The following is a 15,674-nucleotide window of genomic DNA, read 5'->3' on the forward strand; positions in this document are numbered from 1 at the left end:
CCACCCCCAGGTTTCGCTTGGGGGGACCGGGGCCCAGAGACAGGATTGGGTAGCCAGTGGTTCTGAAAACCTTCGGGTGGTCGTTCGCGGTCACCGCGCTCGGCCTCGTCGCAGCGGTGTTCTACGGGGGGTGGACCGCTTTCGGTGTCGTGGCGATCCTGTCCATCCTCGAGATCTCGCTCTCCTTCGACAACGCAGTCGTCAACGCCGGAATCCTGAAGAAGATGAACGCCTTCTGGCAGCGCATCTTCCTCACCGTCGGCGTGCTGATCGCCGTCTTCGGCATGCGGCTGGTCTTCCCCGTCGTGATCGTCGCGATCAGCGCCCAGCTCGGCCCGATCGAGGCCGTCGACCTGGCCCTGACCGACAAGGACCGCTACCAGGAACTGGTCACCGACGCACACCCCGCGATCGCGGCCTTCGGCGGAATGTTCCTGCTGATGATCTTCCTGGACTTCATCTTCGAGGACCGGGACATCAAGTGGCTCGGCTGGCTGGAGCGCCCGCTGGCCAAGCTGGGCAAGGTCGACATGCTGTCGGTCTGCATCGCCCTGATCGTCCTGCTGGTCTCGGCCATGACCTTCGCCACCCACGCCCACCAGCACGGCGGCGCACACGTCGACAAGGCCGAGACCGTCCTGCTCTCCGGCATCGGCGGCCTGATCACCTACATGATCGTGGGCGGTCTCTCCGGCTACTTCGAGGACAAGCTCGAGGAAGACGAGGAACGCGAGCACGAGGAGGAGGAAGAGGCCAAGCGCACCGGGAAGAAGAAGTCCCCGGTCCTCCTGGCCGGCCAGGCCGCCTTCTTCATGTTCCTCTACCTCGAGGTCCTGGACGCCTCCTTCTCCTTCGACGGCGTGATCGGTGCCTTCGCCATCACCAACGACATCGTGCTGATGGCCCTCGGCCTCGGCATCGGCGCCATGTACGTCCGGTCGCTCACCGTCTACCTGGTCCGCCAGGGCACCCTCGACGACTACGTCTACCTGGAGCACGGCGCGCACTACGCGATCGGCGCCCTCGCCGTGCTCCTGCTCGTCACCATCCAGTACGAGATCCACGAGGTCATCACGGGCCTCGTCGGCGTCCTCCTGATCGCCTGGTCCTTCTGGTCCTCCGTGCGCCGCAACCGGGCGCTGGCGGCGGCCGGGGGAGACGCGGGCTCGGACGAGAAGACCGAGGTCTCGTCCGGAGTGTGATCAGCTTCCCGGTGAGGAACGCTCTGAGCGGGGCGGTCGTCGAGGACGAGTCCTCGGTGCCGTCCCGCCGGTCGTTTCCGGGGGACTGTGCGGTCAGACGTTTTTCGGGCGTGGAACTTGGGGGCGGTAATGGGCTTCTTCGACGGACTCCGGCCGGGTCGGGCCGCCGACTTCGACTCGGGCAGTGCGGCGAGCAACGCGATAGAGCTGACCAAACGGCACAGCCAGGTCTCGCTCACCAAGCAGGGCGCCGCCACCGGGCACCTGCGCGTCAACCTGGCCTGGCGGATGCGCACCTCCGACTTCGGCGGTTCTCCGCGGGAGAGCCTGCTGCGCCACCCCTTAAAGGCGCTGCGCCCGCCGGAGGTCATCGGACACAGCCAGAGCATGGTCAACGTCGACCTGGACCTGGGCTGCCTGTACGAACTGGCGGACGGGACCAAGGGTGTCGTCCAGCCGCTCGGCGGCCTGCTCGGCGAGATCAACGCTGCGCCGTACGTGAAGCTGAGCGGTGACGACCGGTTCGGGTCGGCGTCCGGCGAGACGATGTACGTCAACCTGGACCACCGGGACGACATCAAGCGGCTGCTGGTGTTCGTCTACATCTACGACCAGACGCCGGCCTTCGACCGCACGCACGCGATCGTCACGCTCTACCCGAGCAACGGGCCGCGCATCGAGATAGGCCTCGACGAGCGGCACCCCCAGGCCCGCTCGTGCGCGGTGGTGATGATCGAGAACGTGAAGGGCGAGCTGATGGTCCGGCGCGAGGTGAGGTTCGTGTACGGCTTCCAGGGCGAGCTGGACCGGTTGTACGGATGGGGACTGCAGTGGGGGCGGGGCTACAAGACGAAGGCGGAACGCTGACTCCCGGCCGCCCCGGCCGCGCGCGGCGTGCGCATCGCCCTCACCGCCCTATGAACTGCGGGCCCTGCGGCGGCATGCGGAACTCCCCGGCGGGGACCGCCCCGGCCGGCTGGGCGTCCGGATAGCCGTAGCCGTACGTCGGCAGGGAGGCCGGGTAGCCGTAGGCCGCGGCGGGCTGCTGCGGGACGGCCGTCGTGGGCTGCTCGGGCGGCAGCGGCTGGGAGACGCCGCTCGTGGAGCCCGCCGCGGCGTCGGCGGCGGCCTCCTCCGACTCGTCGACGGAGATGCCGAAGTCCGTGGCCAGGCCCTTGAGGCCGTTGGAGTAGCCCTCGCCGAGCGCCCGGAACTTCCACCCCTCCCCGCGGCGGTACAGCTCGCCGCAGATCAGCGCGGTCTCCTCGCCGGTCTCGGGGCGGATGTCGAAGGTGGCCAGCGGCTCACCCTCGACGGCCGCGTCGTACAGCAGGATGCTGAGGGCCCGTACGCGGTCGAAGGTGACGCCGTCCGCCGAAGCGACCAGCAGAATCTGGCCGACGTCGGACTCGACACCGGCCAGATCCGTCTGGATCGTGTCGGTGAGACCCTCGGCGCCCTGCTTCTTGCCGAGCCGCCAGACCTTCCCGGAGGGGTGCCGGGGCTGGTTGTAGAAGACGAAGTCCTCGTCGGATCGCACGCGACCCTCGGGGCCGAGGAGCAGCGCGGAGACGTCGACGTCCGGGACCCCCTGCCCGGGTGTCCAGCGCAGCACGGCCCGCACCGTGGTGGTCTTCAGCGGGACGTTCGACCCTTTCAGCATCGCGTGCGTCATGCGTTCATCCTGCCCTCTCGGTTCTGCTCACGACAACGCGGGTACACGGCAACCGGCGATCCGTAGCGGACGAAGCCGGACCGTGCCGGGTTGTGTCGCTCTGCGTTACCTGAAATTCATGACCGGTGGGAACCCGCGACATGGGTCTCTACGTACTATTACCGGCCACCTCTTGCCGAATCCACATGCTCGACTTGCACCACGGGGGAGATATATGCGTCATTTCGGGCACCTCGCCCCTGAGGTGCGGCAGCGCCTGTTCCACCGGGAGCCGTGTGCGTTCGACGCGGACTCGCCGGCCCGGACGCTGTCCGCCGCCCTAGGGGCCACGCTCTACAGTCCGGCCACCCGGCCCCGGCTGGCCGAGGACATCCTGAAGCAGACCGGGCGTGGAGTGGTGTCCATGGTGCTCTGCCTGGAGGACTCCATCGGCGACGAGGACGTCGCCCGGGGCGAGGAGAACCTCGTCCGCCAGTTCACCGACCTGGCGGCCCGCCCCGGCGTGGAGCCGCCGCTGCTGTTCATCCGCGTCCGCACCCCCGAGCAGATCCCGGACCTGGTCCGGCGCCTCGGCCCGGCCGTCCGGCTGCTCAGCGGGTTCGTGTTCCCGAAGTTCACCGAGGAGCGCGGCATCCCCTTCCTGGAGGCCCTGGCCACCGCCGAGCTGGCGAGCGGCCGGCGGCTGTTCGGCATGCCCGTCCTGGAGACGCCGCAGCTGATGTACCGGGAGTCGCGGGTGGACGCCCTGGAGGGCATCGCCCGCGCCGTCGAGAAGTACCGCAGCCGCGTCCTCGCGCTGCGCCTCGGCGTCACCGACTTCTGCTCCTCGTACGGCCTGCGCCGGGCACCCGACATGACCGCCTACGACGTCCAGATCGTCGCCTCCGTGATCGCCGACGTGGTGAACATGCTGGGCCGGGCGGACGGCACCGGGTTCACGGTGACCGGGCCGGTGTGGGAGTACTTCCGCGTCCCCGAGCGCATGTTCAAGCCGATGCTGCGGCACAGCCCCTTCCTGGAGGGACAGGCCGTCGAGCTGCGTGAGAAACTCATCGAACACGCGATGGACGGACTGCTGCGCGAGATCTCCCTCGACCACGCCAACGGCCTGCTGGGCAAGACCTGCATCCACCCCTCGCACGTACCGGCCGTGCACGCGCTGTCCGTGGTCAGCCACGAGGAGTACAGCGACGCGGCCGACATCCTGCGGCCGGAGCGCGGCGGCGGGGGCGTGATGAGGTCGGCGTACACGAACAAGATGAACGAGGTGAAGCCGCACCGGGCCTGGGCCGAGCGGACGATGCTGCGCGCCGAGGTCTTCGGCGTCGCGCACGAGGACGTCAGCTTCGTCGACCTGCTCGCCGCGGGCATACCCGGCTGAACCTCGCCCCACCTCCTCACGACATAGGGACGCATGAACAACGCAGTGAACAACGGGGTCTGGTCCGGGAGCTGGGTCGCCGAGCGGCTCGGCGTCCGGCTCGTGGGCGACGACCGGCTGACCGACCTGCTGGGGCTGGCCCTGCGCCGCAACCCCAAGCGGGCCCACCTGCTCGTCTCCCACGTGCTGGGCAAGCACGTCCCCCAGTCGCCGTCGGTGGTGTACGGCCACGGCCTCGCCCTGGGCCGCCGGGTGGCGGAGCTGCTCGGCGAGGAGGCCGCCGAGGCCGTCGTCCTCGGGTACGCGGAGACGGCCACCGGTCTCGGGCACTCCGTCGCCGACGGCGTCGGCCCGGCGCCCTACCTGCACTCCACCCGGCGCCCCGTCCCCGGTGTCGTCCCGGCGGGCGGCTTCGAGGAGTCCCACTCGCACGCCACCTCCCACCTCCTGCTGCCGGAGGACCCGGCGCTCCTGGTCGGCGACGGCCCGCTGGTCCTCGTCGACGACGAGTTCTCCACCGGCAACACCGTCCTGAACACCATCCGCGACCTGCACGAGCGCTACCCGCGCCGCCGGTACGTCGTCGTCGCCCTCGTCGACATGCGCTCCCCGGCCGACGCGGGACGCCTGGAGGCCTTCGCCCGCGAGATCGACGCCCGCGTCGACCTGGTGGCGGCGGCCTCGGGCACGGTCCGGCTCCCGGAAGGGGTGCTGGAGAAGGGCCGGGAACTGGTGGCGCGCCACGAGGCGGACTCCGCGCGGACGCGGGACGGCTCGGCCGGGGGCGCGGGACCGGCCCCCGCCGGCGAGCGCCCGGACGACGGTCGCACCCGGCCGCAGTCCACCCGCGTCGATCTGCGCTGGCCCCACGGCCTCCCCGACGGCGGCCGCCACGGCTTCACCCCGCAGCACCGCGCCCGGCTCGAGGACGCCCTGCCCGCGATGGCGGCGCGGCTCGCCGAGGCCCTTCCCGAGGGCGCGCGCCGCGTGCACGTCCTCGGCTTCGAGGAGCTGATGTACGCGCCGCTGCGGCTGGCCCGTGAGCTGGAGCGGGCCACGGCCGCCGAGGTGCGCTTCTCCACCACCACCCGCTCACCGGTCCTCGCGGTCGACGACCCCGGTTACGCGATACGCAGCAGGATCGTCTTCCCCGCGCACGACGATCCGGCCGACGGCCCCGGCGAGCGCTACGCCTACAACGTCGCGGGCGCCGGCTTCGACGCCGTGGTCGCCGTCGTCGACTCCGTCGCCGACACCCCGGCGCTGCACGCCCCCGGCGGCCTCCTCGACCGGCTCGCCGCGCACATCCCGCACGTCGTCCTCGCGGTCGTGCCCAGTCACGTCCCCGAGCCGCTGTACGTACCCGAAAGGCCCGCCATGCTGCCCGACCCCCTTCGCGGTCCCGCCTTCTCCTCGTACGCGCCCGAGGAGGTCGGCTGGCTGCTCCAGGACCTCTCCGACGTGACGCTGGAGGCGCCGACCGAGGAGCGCGAGGAGGCCATCCAGAGCGGCGGCGCGCACTACGCGGAGTCGCTGCCGGTGGAGTACCAGCCCAGCGAGCAGTACCAGGCGCTGTTCCACACGGCCCTGGAGGCGTCCGCGGCCCGGCTGGCGCAGGCGGTCGGCGCGGTGACGGAACTGGTGATCGCCGAGCGGTCCCCCCGCCCGGTGCTCGTCTCCCTGGCCCGCGCCGGTACCCCGGTGGGCGTGCTGATGCGCCGCTGGGCGCAGCACCGGCACGGCCTGGAGCTGCCGCACTACGCGGTGTCCATCGTCCGCGGCCGGGGCATCGACGCCAACGCGCTGCGCTGGCTGGCCCGGCACCACGACCCGGCGGACGTCGTCTTCGTCGACGGCTGGACCGGCAAGGGCGCGATCACCCGCGAACTGGCGGTGGCCATCGAGGAGTTCGAGGCGGCGGGGGGCGCGGCCGGCTTCGACCCGGAGATCGCGGTGCTGGCCGACCCGGGCTCCTGCGTGCGGACGTACGGCACCCGGGACGACTTCCTGATCCCGTCCGCCTGCCTCAACTCCACCGTGTCCGGCCTGATATCGCGGACCGTGCTGCGCGCCGACCTGGTCGGCCCGGACGACTTCCACGGCGCGAAGTTCTACCGCGAGCTGGCCGGCGCGGACGTGTCGGGCGCCTTCCTGGACGCCGTGTCGGCCCGCTTCCCGGAGGTCGCGGACGCCGTGGACGGGGCGGTGAAGGAACTGCTGGCCGCCGACCGCGCGCCGACCTGGGAGGGCTGGGCGGCGGTCGAGCGCATCAGCGAGGAGTACGGCATCCACGACGTGAACCTGGTCAAGCCGGGCGTCGGCGAGACCACCCGGGTGCTGCTGCGCCGGGTGCCGTGGAAGATCCTGGCGCGGGCCGGGGCGGGCGCCGACCTGGACCACGTCCGGCTCCTCGCCGACCAGCGCGGGGTCCCGGTGGAGGAGGTCGGCGACCTGCCGTACTCCTGCGTGGGGCTGATCCACCCGCAGTACACGCGCGGCGCGACCGGCGCCGACGGCAAGGCGGTGACCCTCTGATGCCGGTGCTGGTGGCGAGCGACCTCGACCGTACGCTCATCTACTCCGCGGCGGCCCTCGCGCTGACCATGCCGGACCCGCGGGCGCCCCGGCTGCTGTGCGTGGAGGTGCACGAGAGCCGTCCGCTGTCGTACATGACGGAGACGGCGGCGCAGCTGCTGACCGATCTCGGCGACGCGGCGGTGTTCGTGCCGACGACCACCCGGACCCGCAAGCAGTACCAGCGCATCAATCTGCCGGGTCCGCCGCCGACCTACGCGATCTGCGCGAACGGCGGGCACCTGCTGGTCGACGGGGTCTCCGACCCGGACTGGCAGGCCGTGGTGAGCGCGCGGCTGGCCGACGAGTGCGCGCCGCTCGCGGAGGTGCAGGCGCACCTCGCGGCCTTCGCCGACCCGCTCTGGCTGCGCAAGGAGCGCATCGCCGAGGACCTGTTCGCCTACCTGGTGGTGGAGCGCGAGCTGCTGCCCGAGGAGTGGGTGAAGGAACTGGCGGTCTGGGCGGAGGAGCGCGGCTGGACCGTGTCGCTCCAGGGCCGCAAGATCTACGCCGTGCCCAAGCCGCTGACCAAGAGCGCGGCCGTGCGCGAGGTGGCACGGCGCACCGGCGCCGAGCTGACGCTGACGGCCGGTGACTCCCTGCTCGACGCCGATCTGCTGCTGGTGTCGGACCGGGGCTGGCGCCCCGGTCACGGCGAGCTGCACGAGGCGGCCTGGACGGCACCGCAGGTCACGGCGCTGCCCGAGCGCGGGGTGCTGGCGGGGGAGCGGATCCTGCGGGAGTTCCTGAAGGGCGTCCGCGAGAAGTAGGGCCTGTCGTGCGGATCAGGCCGCAGGACGGCGAACGCCCCTGGGCGTCAGCCGCAGCAGCCCCCGCCGCAGCAGCCGCCCCCGCCGGCCGCCTTGGGTGCGGGGGCGGAGACCGTGCCGCCGACGGCTACGGTGGACAGGAGCTTTACGGTGTCGTCGTGACCGGCGGGGCAGTCGGCGGGCGCGGCGGACTCCGCCATGGGACGGCTCAGTTCGAAGGTGTCGCCGCAGGTCCGGCAGCGGTACTCGTAGCGAGGCATGCGAAAAGATTAATCCCTCTGTGCGGGGAACCGGCTCCCCCTGTTTCGACGGGGTTCACTTCTGTCGATTTCTTATGTGGAGAAGTTGCGAAGGGCGCTGGTAATTTGAGGGCGCCGCGATGAACCGCGAGGTTGGGGGAATCAGGGTTTGCTGCCGCCGCGACGGCAACCATGCCGGACCCTCGTACGTCTGTACGTCTGCCTACGCGAGCAATACCTAGTGCGGAGGGAGACATCGTGACCCAGGCGGGGCAGGGGGAGGAGCCCCAGGAGCCGGCCGACGCCACCATGCAGCTGAAGGTTCCCGCCTCTTTCAAGGCGGACGAGACCATGCAACTGCGGGTGCCTCCGGAGGGCATACCGGGCAGTGCGGAGGGGCCGGAGATACCCGGCCCGTCCGGTGATCCCTCCCCATCGGGAGACCGGCGGAAGGGCAGAAAAGCCCCCCGTCCCTCCGTGCGTTCCCGGTTCACCGCCGCCGTCGGCCCCCGGCTGGCCCCCCTCGTCGCCTTCCTCGCCCCGTACGTGACGCGCCTCACGGCCTTCCTCGCCCCGTACGCGCGCCGGATGCGCCCGCAGTACCCGCGGCCCGGCCGCACCGGCTGGCGCCGCTGGACACCCTCCTGGCGGCAGTCGCTCGGAGGCGTCCTCGCCTCCCTGGGCCTGAGCACCCTCTTCCTGGTCGTCGCCTACGCCGCCACCGACGTCCCGGACAACCTCAACACCTACGCCACCCAGCAGGACAACGTGTACTTCTGGGCCGACGGGACCCCCATGGCCCGCACCGGCTGGGTGCAGCGGCAGGCGATGCCGCTGAAGGACATCCCCGAGGACGTCCGCTGGGCGGTCCTCGCCGCCGAGAACGAGAGCTTCTACAGCGACCCCGGCATCTCCTTCAAGGGCCTCAGCCGCGCCCTGTTCCGCACCGTCGGCCAAGGCGACACCCAGGGCGGCTCCACGATCACCCAGCAGTACGTCAAGAACGTCTACCTCAACCAGAGCCAGACGGTCCGGCGCAAGTTCACCGAAGCGATGATCGCCCTCAAGCTCGACAACCAGATGAGCAAGGACGACATCCTGGAGGGCTACCTCAACACCAGCTGGTTCGGCCGCGGCACCTACGGCATCCAGCGCGCCGCCCAGGCCTACTACGGCAAGGACGTCAGCGAGCTGAACGCCAGCGAGGCGGCCTTCCTCGCCGCCCTGCTCAAAGGCGCCGGACTCTACGACCCCACCCTGAGCGGCGCCAACCGCGCCCGTGCCGTGGAACGCTGGACGTGGACCCTGGACCGGATGGTCGTCATCGGCAAACTCTCCAGGGCCGAGCGGGCCACCTACACGAAGTTCCCCGAGCCGCTCAAGAGCAATCCGCTGTACGACACCGGTGAACAGAGCGACTACCTCGTCGAGCTCGCCTCCCAGTACGCCAAGAAGTCCGCGAAGATCGACGAGAAGGACTTCGACCTGGGCGGCTACCAGATCTACACGACCTTCGAGAAGGATCGCGAGACCCAGCTCACGGACGCCGTCACCAAGGCCCGCGCGAAAGCCGTGAAGGACGACGCGAAGAACGCGAGGACCGCCCACTACGGCGCCGCCTCGGTGGCCGCCGACGGACGCATCCTCGCCGTCTACGGCGGCCCCGACCACCGTACCCAGGGCTACAACGAGTCCAACGCCACCACCGTCCCGGCCGGCTCCGCCTTCCTGCCCTTCGTCTACGCCGCCGGCCTGGAGCACGGCGTCCACAAGACGCGGGACGGCGAGGCCACCCCGGTCACCGGGGAGTCCGTCTACGACGGCGACGACGACGTGCCGGTGACCACGCCGGAGGGGCCGTACTGGGACCGCAGCGGCAAGAAGGTCGCCGCCGGCAACGACGGCGACAAGTCCTACGGGCAGATCTCCCTGCACCGGGCGCTGGCCCTGTCGGTGAACACGCCGTTCATGCAGCTCGGCATGGACACCGGCCTGGACAAGGTGCGCGACACCGCGGAGGCGGCCGGACTGCTCCCCTCCAGCCTCGGCGCACAGGTGCCCGCCCTGTCCCAGGGCAGCTCCACCCCCAGCGCGATCCGCATGGCCAGCGGCTACTCCACCTTCGCCGCGGCCGGCAAGCACACCGAGCCGTACTCCGTGCGGCAGGTCACCCACAACGGCACCAAGGTCCCACTGGCCCTCCCCAGGCCGGTCCGCGCGATCGGCGCCGACACGGCCGAGGAGGTCACCTCCGCCCTCACCGACGCCTTCCGCACCGCCCACCCCGGCGCGGCACCCGAGGGCGCCCAGGTGGCCGGGAAGGCCGGGACCACCCAGGACGACAAGGCCGCCTGGTACGTCGGCACCCACAAGGCAGTCTCCACCGCGGTCGTCGTCTACCGCATCGACCTGGCGAAGAGTCTCGAACCGCTGCCGCTGAAGGGCATCGACGGCACAGCGGACGACAGCGTCCCCTACGGCATCTGGTCCAGGGCCATGAGCCCGCTCGGCTGACCCCAGGCCGCACCGCAGTCCCCGAACCCCTCGAGAATGAGCCGCACATGACGCCACCGTCGGGCCGCCGCCGCAAGGCCCGGGCAACGAACCGCCCCGCCGCCGCCCATCCGGGTTTCCTGACCCTGGCGGCCTTCCTCGTCGTCGCCTCGCTGGTGGCGGGCTACCTGGTGCTCAGCCGCACGGACAACACCGCGCCGACCGCCTCCGCCGGCAAGGGGGGCAAGGCGACGGCGTCGCCGGGCGAGGAGCCGGAGTGGGACGGCAGGACCAAGGTCCTCGGGGACGGCTCCACCTCGTACACCGGGCCGCAGAAGGGCGGCCTCGAGCCCGTACCGCTCAAGCCCGGTGAGAAACCGCCCCAGTTCGTCGTCTTCTCCTGGGACGGCGCCCTGGCCGGCGACGACGGGCTGTTCACCCACTACCGGGAGCTGGCGCGGGAGTACAACGCGCACATGACCTTCTTCCTCACGGGCATCTACCTGCTGCCCAAGAGCAAGGCAGGCCTCTACAGCCCGCCGCAGCACCCCAAGGGGTCCGCGGCGATCAGCTTCCCCACCGACGAGCACGTCCGCACCACCCTGGAGGACCTCGCCAAGGCCTGGGAGGAGGGAAACGAGATAGGGACCCACTTCAACGGCCACTTCTGCGGCGCCAAGGGCGGCGGCGACTGGAGCGTCGAGGAGTGGAAGAGCGAGATCGACCAGTTCTTCGGCTTCGCCGAGAAGTGGAAGACGAACACCGGCTACACCGACATGGACCCGCTGCCCTTCGACTTCAAGAAGGAGGTGGTCGGCGGCCGCGCCCCCTGCCTGGAGGGCCAGGCCAACCTGCTGAAGGCCGCCAAGAGCTACGGCTGGCGCTACGACGCCAGCTCGGCCGGCGACTTCCAGATCTGGCCCGCGAAGAAGAACGGCATCTGGGACTTCCCGCTCCAGATGCTCCCCTACGAGGGCGGCAAGTACCAGGGCCTGTCCATGGACTTCAACTTCCTCTACAACCAGTCCGAGGGCGAGACCGAGGGCGACCCCGCCCAGTACCCGAAGTGGCAGCAGGAGACCCTCGACACCTACCTGGCCGGCTTCAACCGCGTGTACTACGGCAGCCGGGCCCCGCTGTTCATCGGCAACCACTTCGAGGAGTGGAACGGCGGCATCTACATGAAGGCCGTCGACGAGGTCATCAAGACCGTGTGCGTCAAGAAGGACGTCAAGTGCGTGTCCTTCAAGGAACTGGCCGACTGGATGGACGTGCAGACGCCCGCCACCCTGGAGCGGCTGCGCACCCTCGACCCCGCCCAGTCGCCGGACTGGTCGACCGTCGTCCAGTAACCGGGTTGACACGGGACGCCGTTGTGCAGTGACGGTCCTGTAACTCCCGTGCCCGGAGTGCCGCCCCCCTCTTCACACGAGCCACACACGGCATGCAAAGATGCGCTACCCCGGCATCCAGCCGCCGGGGCAAGAGGGGAAGCATCAGTGAAGTCAAGGAAATTGAGCCGTACGCGGCGCCGCGCCGCGATACTCGGAGCGGCCGCCACCTCCGTCGTCGCAGGAGTGGCCCTGCTGCCCAACTGGAGCGCCGGCGCAGCGGTCGTCGACGACCCCAAGGTGGACGCCGGGACCAAGGCCACCTTCCAGCGCCTCGCCGACGCGGTCTTCACCGACCGCACCGAAGCCCTGGTCGACGGCAAGCGGGACAAGCGCGGAAAGCCGCTGACCGACGGCTTCTCCGGTGACGTCAAGCTGTCGTCGAAGCAGGACCGCGCCGAGGACGCCGCGCTGTCCTCGCTGGACCAGCGCAAGGAGCGGCTCGCCCAGCTCGGCGAGAAGTACAGCAAGGGCAGCACCACCGTCACCCTGGACGCCACGAACGTGAAGGGCCGCAAGGCCAAGGTCGCGGTCACCGAGACCACGACCCTCACCTACGAGAAGGTCCGCGGCGACGAGCCGAAGGCCACCGGGTTCCAGGCCCACCACGAGCTGACGTTCACCGCCGACCGGCACGGCGACTGGCAGCTCACCGGCATCCGCGACACCGACGAGGGCCTCGCGGTGAACCAGACCGCCAAGCCGTCCGTCGCGCCCATGGTGGCCACCACCACCAGCACCACGCCGTCGGCCCCCAAGGCGTCGACCTCGTACCCCGGCCCGGCGAACGCGAAGAACTTCACCGCCAGCGGCCTCGACTACCGGGCCATGGCCGCCTACGCCAAGCAGTACTGGTCGAACTACAACCCCGCCTACCCCAACTTCAACGGGCACGGCGCGGGCGGCGACTGCACCAACTTCGTCAGCCAGGCGCTGAAGGCGGGCGGCTGGAAGCACGTCCCCGGCTACGTGTACGACTACACCCGGTGGTTCGGCAACGCCGACATCCAGTCCGACTCGTTCGTCGGCGTCAACGAGTGGTCCTGGTTCGCCCAGAACTCCAAGCGGACGACCCCCCTCGCCAACGTCTACCAGCTGGACGTCGGCGACGTCCTCCAGGTCGACTTCGACAAGGACGGCTCCAAGGACCACACCATGATCGTCACGTCCCGCAGCCGGGGCGTGCCGTACGTGACGTACCACTCCACCAACACCTACAGCAGGTCGGTGGCGAGCATCATCGCGTCGTACCCGACCGCCGCGTACTACGCCTACCGCACCTGACGGGTGCGGCACCCGGTCAGGTCCCCGACGGGCCCTGACCGGGCCGGGACGTCCGCGGGGACGCCTCCCCGGACGCCTCCCGGGACGTGATCCGGGGCGCCTCGGGGTGCTCCGCCGGGAACTGCTCCCGCCGCTCCTGATGGCGGTCCCGGTCCTCCGCCAGGTCGGGGTGGCGGGCCCGCCAGTACGGGTTGTCGTGCGGCAGGGCCGAACCGACCCTGCCGTACATCCCGAACACCAGCAGCAGGATGCCGATCACGAAGCTGAGCATGCAGTTCTGGATCTCGAACGCCAGGAAGTTGTAGTCCGTCTCCAGCAGCCCCATGTTCAGGAAGCCGCTGGCCACGAACAGCACGCCGAGGACCATGTTCAGCGTGGAGGCGAAGTTCCCGCCGATCACCATGCCGACGAGGAGCAGCAGACCGACGGCGACCGACAGCCAGCTGAGCGCGCCGTTGGTGTTCAGACTCCAGACGGTGTCCCCACCGGTGTCGAGGAAACCGATCCGGTCGATGATCCCGAAGATCCCGAAGACCACCAGTCCGACGCCCATCAGACCGGCGCCGATCCGGTAGACCCTGTTCAGACGGTGATCGACGGGCAGGTGGTCGTCCAGCCTGATCCGTTGCCGAGTCCCCGAGTGCGTGAGGTGGGTGGCCATCTCCGCCTCCCTCCGAAAAGCGCTGCGCGAGCCGAGCCGTACGCACCTCCAATATCCGCCCGACGCGCGCCGACGGCAACGCCGGCGGTCGGGCGGGCCGCGCTCAGTGCCCGGCGCCGCGGTCCTCGCGGATCCGGGTCACCACGCCGGACACCGTCTGCCGGACGGCTTCCGTCTCCGTCAGGAAGTGCCAGTAGTCCGGGTGGCGGCCCTCCAGCGTGGCGATCGCCCGCTCCAGCCGGGCCACCGCCTCGTCCAGCGGCCGCGCGTCCCGCGGGTCCGGGGTGTTGCGCCCGGCCATCGCCAGCCGCTGCGCGTCCCGGATCGCGAAGCGGGTCCGCTCGATCTCCTGCCGCGGGTCCTTCTGCACGGCGTTCAGCCTGGTCAGCCGGTCACCGGCGGCCGAGACGGCCTCGTCGGTGGAGTTCAGCAGGGCGCGCGCCGTCGACAGCAGCGCGGTGGCGTCCGGCCAGCGCTGGGCGTCCCGCGCGGTCTGCGCCTCGGCGAGCTTCGCCTCCGCCCGCCGGACGTGCTCCACGGACTGGTCGGGGACGTGCTGGAGGTCCTGCCAGCAGGCCGCCGTGAAACGCCGGCGCAGCTCGCTCAGGATCGGCTCGACCTGCCCCGACCGGGTCGTCAGTGCCTGCGCGCGCGTCCGCAGGGACACCAGCCGGTGGTCGATCTCGGCGGCCTTCTCCGGCAGCCGCTCGGCCTCCGCCCGGACCGCCCCGGCCTCGCGGGAGACCCGCTCGGCGCGCTCCAGGGTGCCCGGCACGCCGTGCTGCCCCGCGCCCTGGTTCAGCTTGGTCAGCTCCGGAGCGAGCGCGGCCAGCCGGGCGGCGAGGTCGTCCGCCCGCAGTCCCGTCTCCCGGACGGCGTCCAGCGCGTTCGACGCGGTCAGCAGGCTCTGGCGGGCCCGCTCCACGGCGGGCGCCAGCCGTGCCAGCTGGGTCTCCGCCTTGCCCAGCAGCGGCCCGAGACCGTCGGTGAAACGGTCCAGCTCGCCCTTGACGCGGTCCAGTTCGTCCTTCGCGCGGGCCAGCTCGCCGCGCGCCCGCGTCGCGGTGGCGGCCTCCAGGTCGTCCCGGTCCAGGTCGTGGGCGTCGACGGCCTGGATGTACTGGTGACTGGCCTCGTCGATGCGCCGGCCGAGGGCCTCGAAGTCGGCCACGGCGCGCCGGGCGGCCGGCGAGGCGTCGACCGCCGTGATCGTCTCGATCGAGATCCGCAGATCCCGCTGCGCGGTGTCCAGTTCGTAGAACGCGGCCGCCGCGGCGTCCTTCGCGGCCTGGGCCTCCGCCCGCTGGCCCTCCGCCCGTCCGCCGAACCAGCGGCGGGTGCCGCCCCCGGCGAACGTGGCGGGCAGCAGGAGGACGGCGACAAGGGGAAGGGCGGCGAGTGCGAGGGCGTCGCCGAGCGCCCGCGGACGCGCGTGCGGCACCGACGGCGAGTACGGCTGCGCTGGTGTCGCCGTCACATCCCTCTCCCGTGCTGTGATCCGCCCTGCCCGGTGTCATTCTCCCACCGGTTGATGACGAACACACGGGCCGGTTGGTTCGCGTTCCGCACGGTGACTTTCCCGTCGCCGGTGACGAACCCCGCCCGCCCCGGCAAGGCCGCCGGGTCGGGGCGGACCGAACCGCCCCGCGTGCGCGCGCCGATCCGGCGCGAGGAGACCCGCGCCCGCCCCCTTCGCCGTCGATACGGGTTTGCGAGGCACGGCCCCGGGCGATGTAGGCTGTCGACTCGTCCCGGGTGCGTAGCTCAGGGGTAGAGCGCCTGCCTTACAAGCAGGATGTCGGCGGTTCGAAACCGTCCGCGCCCACCAGGCAGTGCGAGAGGGTCCCCGGGATTTCCCCGGGGACCCTCTCTCGCATGTCACGGGCGTGCGCCGCACCCCGTCCGGCTAGGGCGTGTTTCGAAAGTCCCGTCTGCCCGGCGACGCCTGGCACGCACGCTCGCCGCGTTGTCGGGATCGCCCCGATACAACCAGTATCGGGGCGA

The 15,674-nt window shown here is 71.0% G+C and carries 12 protein-coding genes and 1 tRNA gene; 9 read left to right on the forward strand and 4 right to left on the reverse strand.

Going from position 1 to position 15,674, the window contains the following annotated elements; all coding sequences use genetic code 11:
• Positions 1 to 56 precede the first annotated feature (56 nt).
• Positions 57 to 1,202: a DUF475 domain-containing protein gene (locus AB0N31_RS09270; RefSeq protein ID WP_366057770.1), complete on the forward strand. Its 1,146-nt coding sequence runs from the start codon at positions 57 to 59 to the stop codon at positions 1,200 to 1,202.
• A 129-nt stretch (positions 1,203 to 1,331) separates the two neighbouring features.
• Positions 1,332 to 2,069: a Tellurium resistance gene (locus AB0N31_RS09275; RefSeq protein ID WP_366057771.1), complete on the forward strand. Its 738-nt coding sequence runs from the start codon at positions 1,332 to 1,334 to the stop codon at positions 2,067 to 2,069.
• Between the two features lie 40 nt (positions 2,070 to 2,109).
• On the opposite strand, the gene AB0N31_RS09280 is transcribed toward AB0N31_RS09275, so the two are convergent.
• The gene (locus tag AB0N31_RS09280; protein WP_366057772.1) at positions 2,110 to 2,877 is read right to left on the reverse strand and encodes a TerD family protein; all 768 of its coding nucleotides are present in this window, start codon (positions 2,875 to 2,877) and stop codon (positions 2,110 to 2,112) included.
• A gap of 214 nt (positions 2,878 to 3,091) precedes the next feature.
• Here AB0N31_RS09280 and AB0N31_RS09285 point away from each other — a divergent pair, with 214 nt between their 5' ends.
• The 3 genes from AB0N31_RS09285 to AB0N31_RS09295 are packed head-to-tail and all read left to right on the forward strand — an operon-like array spanning position 3,092 to position 7,602.
• The gene (locus AB0N31_RS09285) at positions 3,092 to 4,258 is read left to right on the forward strand and encodes an HpcH/HpaI aldolase/citrate lyase family protein (protein ID WP_366057773.1); all 1,167 of its coding nucleotides are present in this window, start codon (positions 3,092 to 3,094) and stop codon (positions 4,256 to 4,258) included.
• 33 nt (positions 4,259 to 4,291) lie between these two features.
• A complete protein-coding gene (locus AB0N31_RS09290) occupies positions 4,292 to 6,793 on the forward strand; it encodes a phosphoribosyltransferase (protein WP_366057774.1) in 2,502 nt (833 codons plus the stop codon).
• Complete coding sequence (locus tag AB0N31_RS09295) at positions 6,793 to 7,602, forward strand: HAD family hydrolase (RefSeq protein ID WP_366057775.1); 810 nt, start codon at positions 6,793 to 6,795, stop codon at positions 7,600 to 7,602. Before AB0N31_RS09290 ends, AB0N31_RS09295 begins: the two co-directional genes overlap by 1 nt.
• A gap of 47 nt (positions 7,603 to 7,649) precedes the next feature.
• Here the strand turns inward: AB0N31_RS09295 and AB0N31_RS09300 are convergent, their stop codons facing one another.
• Positions 7,650 to 7,862, reverse strand: coding sequence for a zinc ribbon domain-containing protein (locus tag AB0N31_RS09300; RefSeq protein ID WP_366057776.1), 213 nt, complete (start codon positions 7,860 to 7,862; stop codon positions 7,650 to 7,652).
• A 288-nt stretch (positions 7,863 to 8,150) separates the two neighbouring features.
• On the opposite strand from AB0N31_RS09300, the gene AB0N31_RS09305 reads away from it, so the two are divergent.
• From AB0N31_RS09305 to AB0N31_RS09315, 3 genes are all read left to right on the forward strand, one after another.
• Positions 8,151 to 10,355 carry a transglycosylase domain-containing protein gene (locus AB0N31_RS09305; RefSeq protein WP_366057789.1) on the forward strand — a complete coding sequence of 735 codons (2,205 nt, stop codon included), beginning with the start codon at positions 8,151 to 8,153 and terminating at the stop codon, positions 10,353 to 10,355.
• A gap of 47 nt (positions 10,356 to 10,402) precedes the next feature.
• A complete protein-coding gene (locus AB0N31_RS09310) occupies positions 10,403 to 11,686 on the forward strand; it encodes a hypothetical protein (protein WP_366057777.1) in 1,284 nt (427 codons plus the stop codon).
• 162 nt (positions 11,687 to 11,848) lie between these two features.
• Positions 11,849 to 13,009, forward strand: a complete 1,161-nt coding sequence (locus tag AB0N31_RS09315; protein ID WP_366057778.1) for an amidase domain-containing protein — start codon at positions 11,849 to 11,851, stop codon at positions 13,007 to 13,009.
• A 16-nt stretch (positions 13,010 to 13,025) separates the two neighbouring features.
• Here AB0N31_RS09315 and AB0N31_RS09320 read toward each other — a convergent pair whose 3' ends face one another.
• Entirely contained in the window at positions 13,026 to 13,670 is a 645-nt protein-coding gene (locus AB0N31_RS09320; protein ID WP_366057780.1) for a DUF4383 domain-containing protein, read from the reverse strand.
• A gap of 103 nt (positions 13,671 to 13,773) precedes the next feature.
• Entirely contained in the window at positions 13,774 to 15,147 is a 1,374-nt protein-coding gene (locus tag AB0N31_RS09325; RefSeq protein WP_366057781.1) for a hypothetical protein, read from the reverse strand.
• Positions 15,148 to 15,423: 276 nt separating this feature from the next.
• Between AB0N31_RS09325 and AB0N31_RS09330 the strand changes: the two genes are divergently transcribed.
• Positions 15,424 to 15,498 (forward strand) — tRNA-Val (locus tag AB0N31_RS09330).
• The last annotated feature ends 176 nt before the right edge of the window (positions 15,499 to 15,674 follow it).

The sequence above is a fragment of the Streptomyces sp. NPDC051051 genome, from assembly GCF_040682975.1.
Taxonomy (GTDB): Bacteria; Actinomycetota; Actinomycetes; order Streptomycetales; family Streptomycetaceae; genus Streptomyces.

Excerpts from the sequence above, each read along its gene's own strand:
- AB0N31_RS09295 (WP_366057775.1), top strand. The coding sequence starts at position 6,793 with ATGCCGGTGCTGGTGGCGAGCGACCTCGACCGTACGCTCATCTACTCC.
- AB0N31_RS09280 (WP_366057772.1), bottom strand. The coding sequence starts at position 2,877 with ATGACGCACGCGATGCTGAAAGGGTCGAACGTCCCGCTGAAGACCACC.
- AB0N31_RS09320 (WP_366057780.1), bottom strand. The coding sequence starts at position 13,670 with ATGGCCACCCACCTCACGCACTCGGGGACTCGGCAACGGATCAGGCTG.
- AB0N31_RS09305 (WP_366057789.1), top strand. The coding sequence starts at position 8,151 with ATGCAGCTGAAGGTTCCCGCCTCTTTCAAGGCGGACGAGACCATGCAA.
- AB0N31_RS09300 (WP_366057776.1), bottom strand. The coding sequence starts at position 7,862 with ATGCCTCGCTACGAGTACCGCTGCCGGACCTGCGGCGACACCTTCGAA.
- AB0N31_RS09285 (WP_366057773.1), top strand. The coding sequence starts at position 3,092 with ATGCGTCATTTCGGGCACCTCGCCCCTGAGGTGCGGCAGCGCCTGTTC.
- AB0N31_RS09275 (WP_366057771.1), top strand. The coding sequence starts at position 1,332 with ATGGGCTTCTTCGACGGACTCCGGCCGGGTCGGGCCGCCGACTTCGAC.
- AB0N31_RS09290 (WP_366057774.1), top strand. The coding sequence starts at position 4,292 with ATGAACAACGCAGTGAACAACGGGGTCTGGTCCGGGAGCTGGGTCGCC.
- AB0N31_RS09310 (WP_366057777.1), top strand. The coding sequence starts at position 10,403 with ATGACGCCACCGTCGGGCCGCCGCCGCAAGGCCCGGGCAACGAACCGC.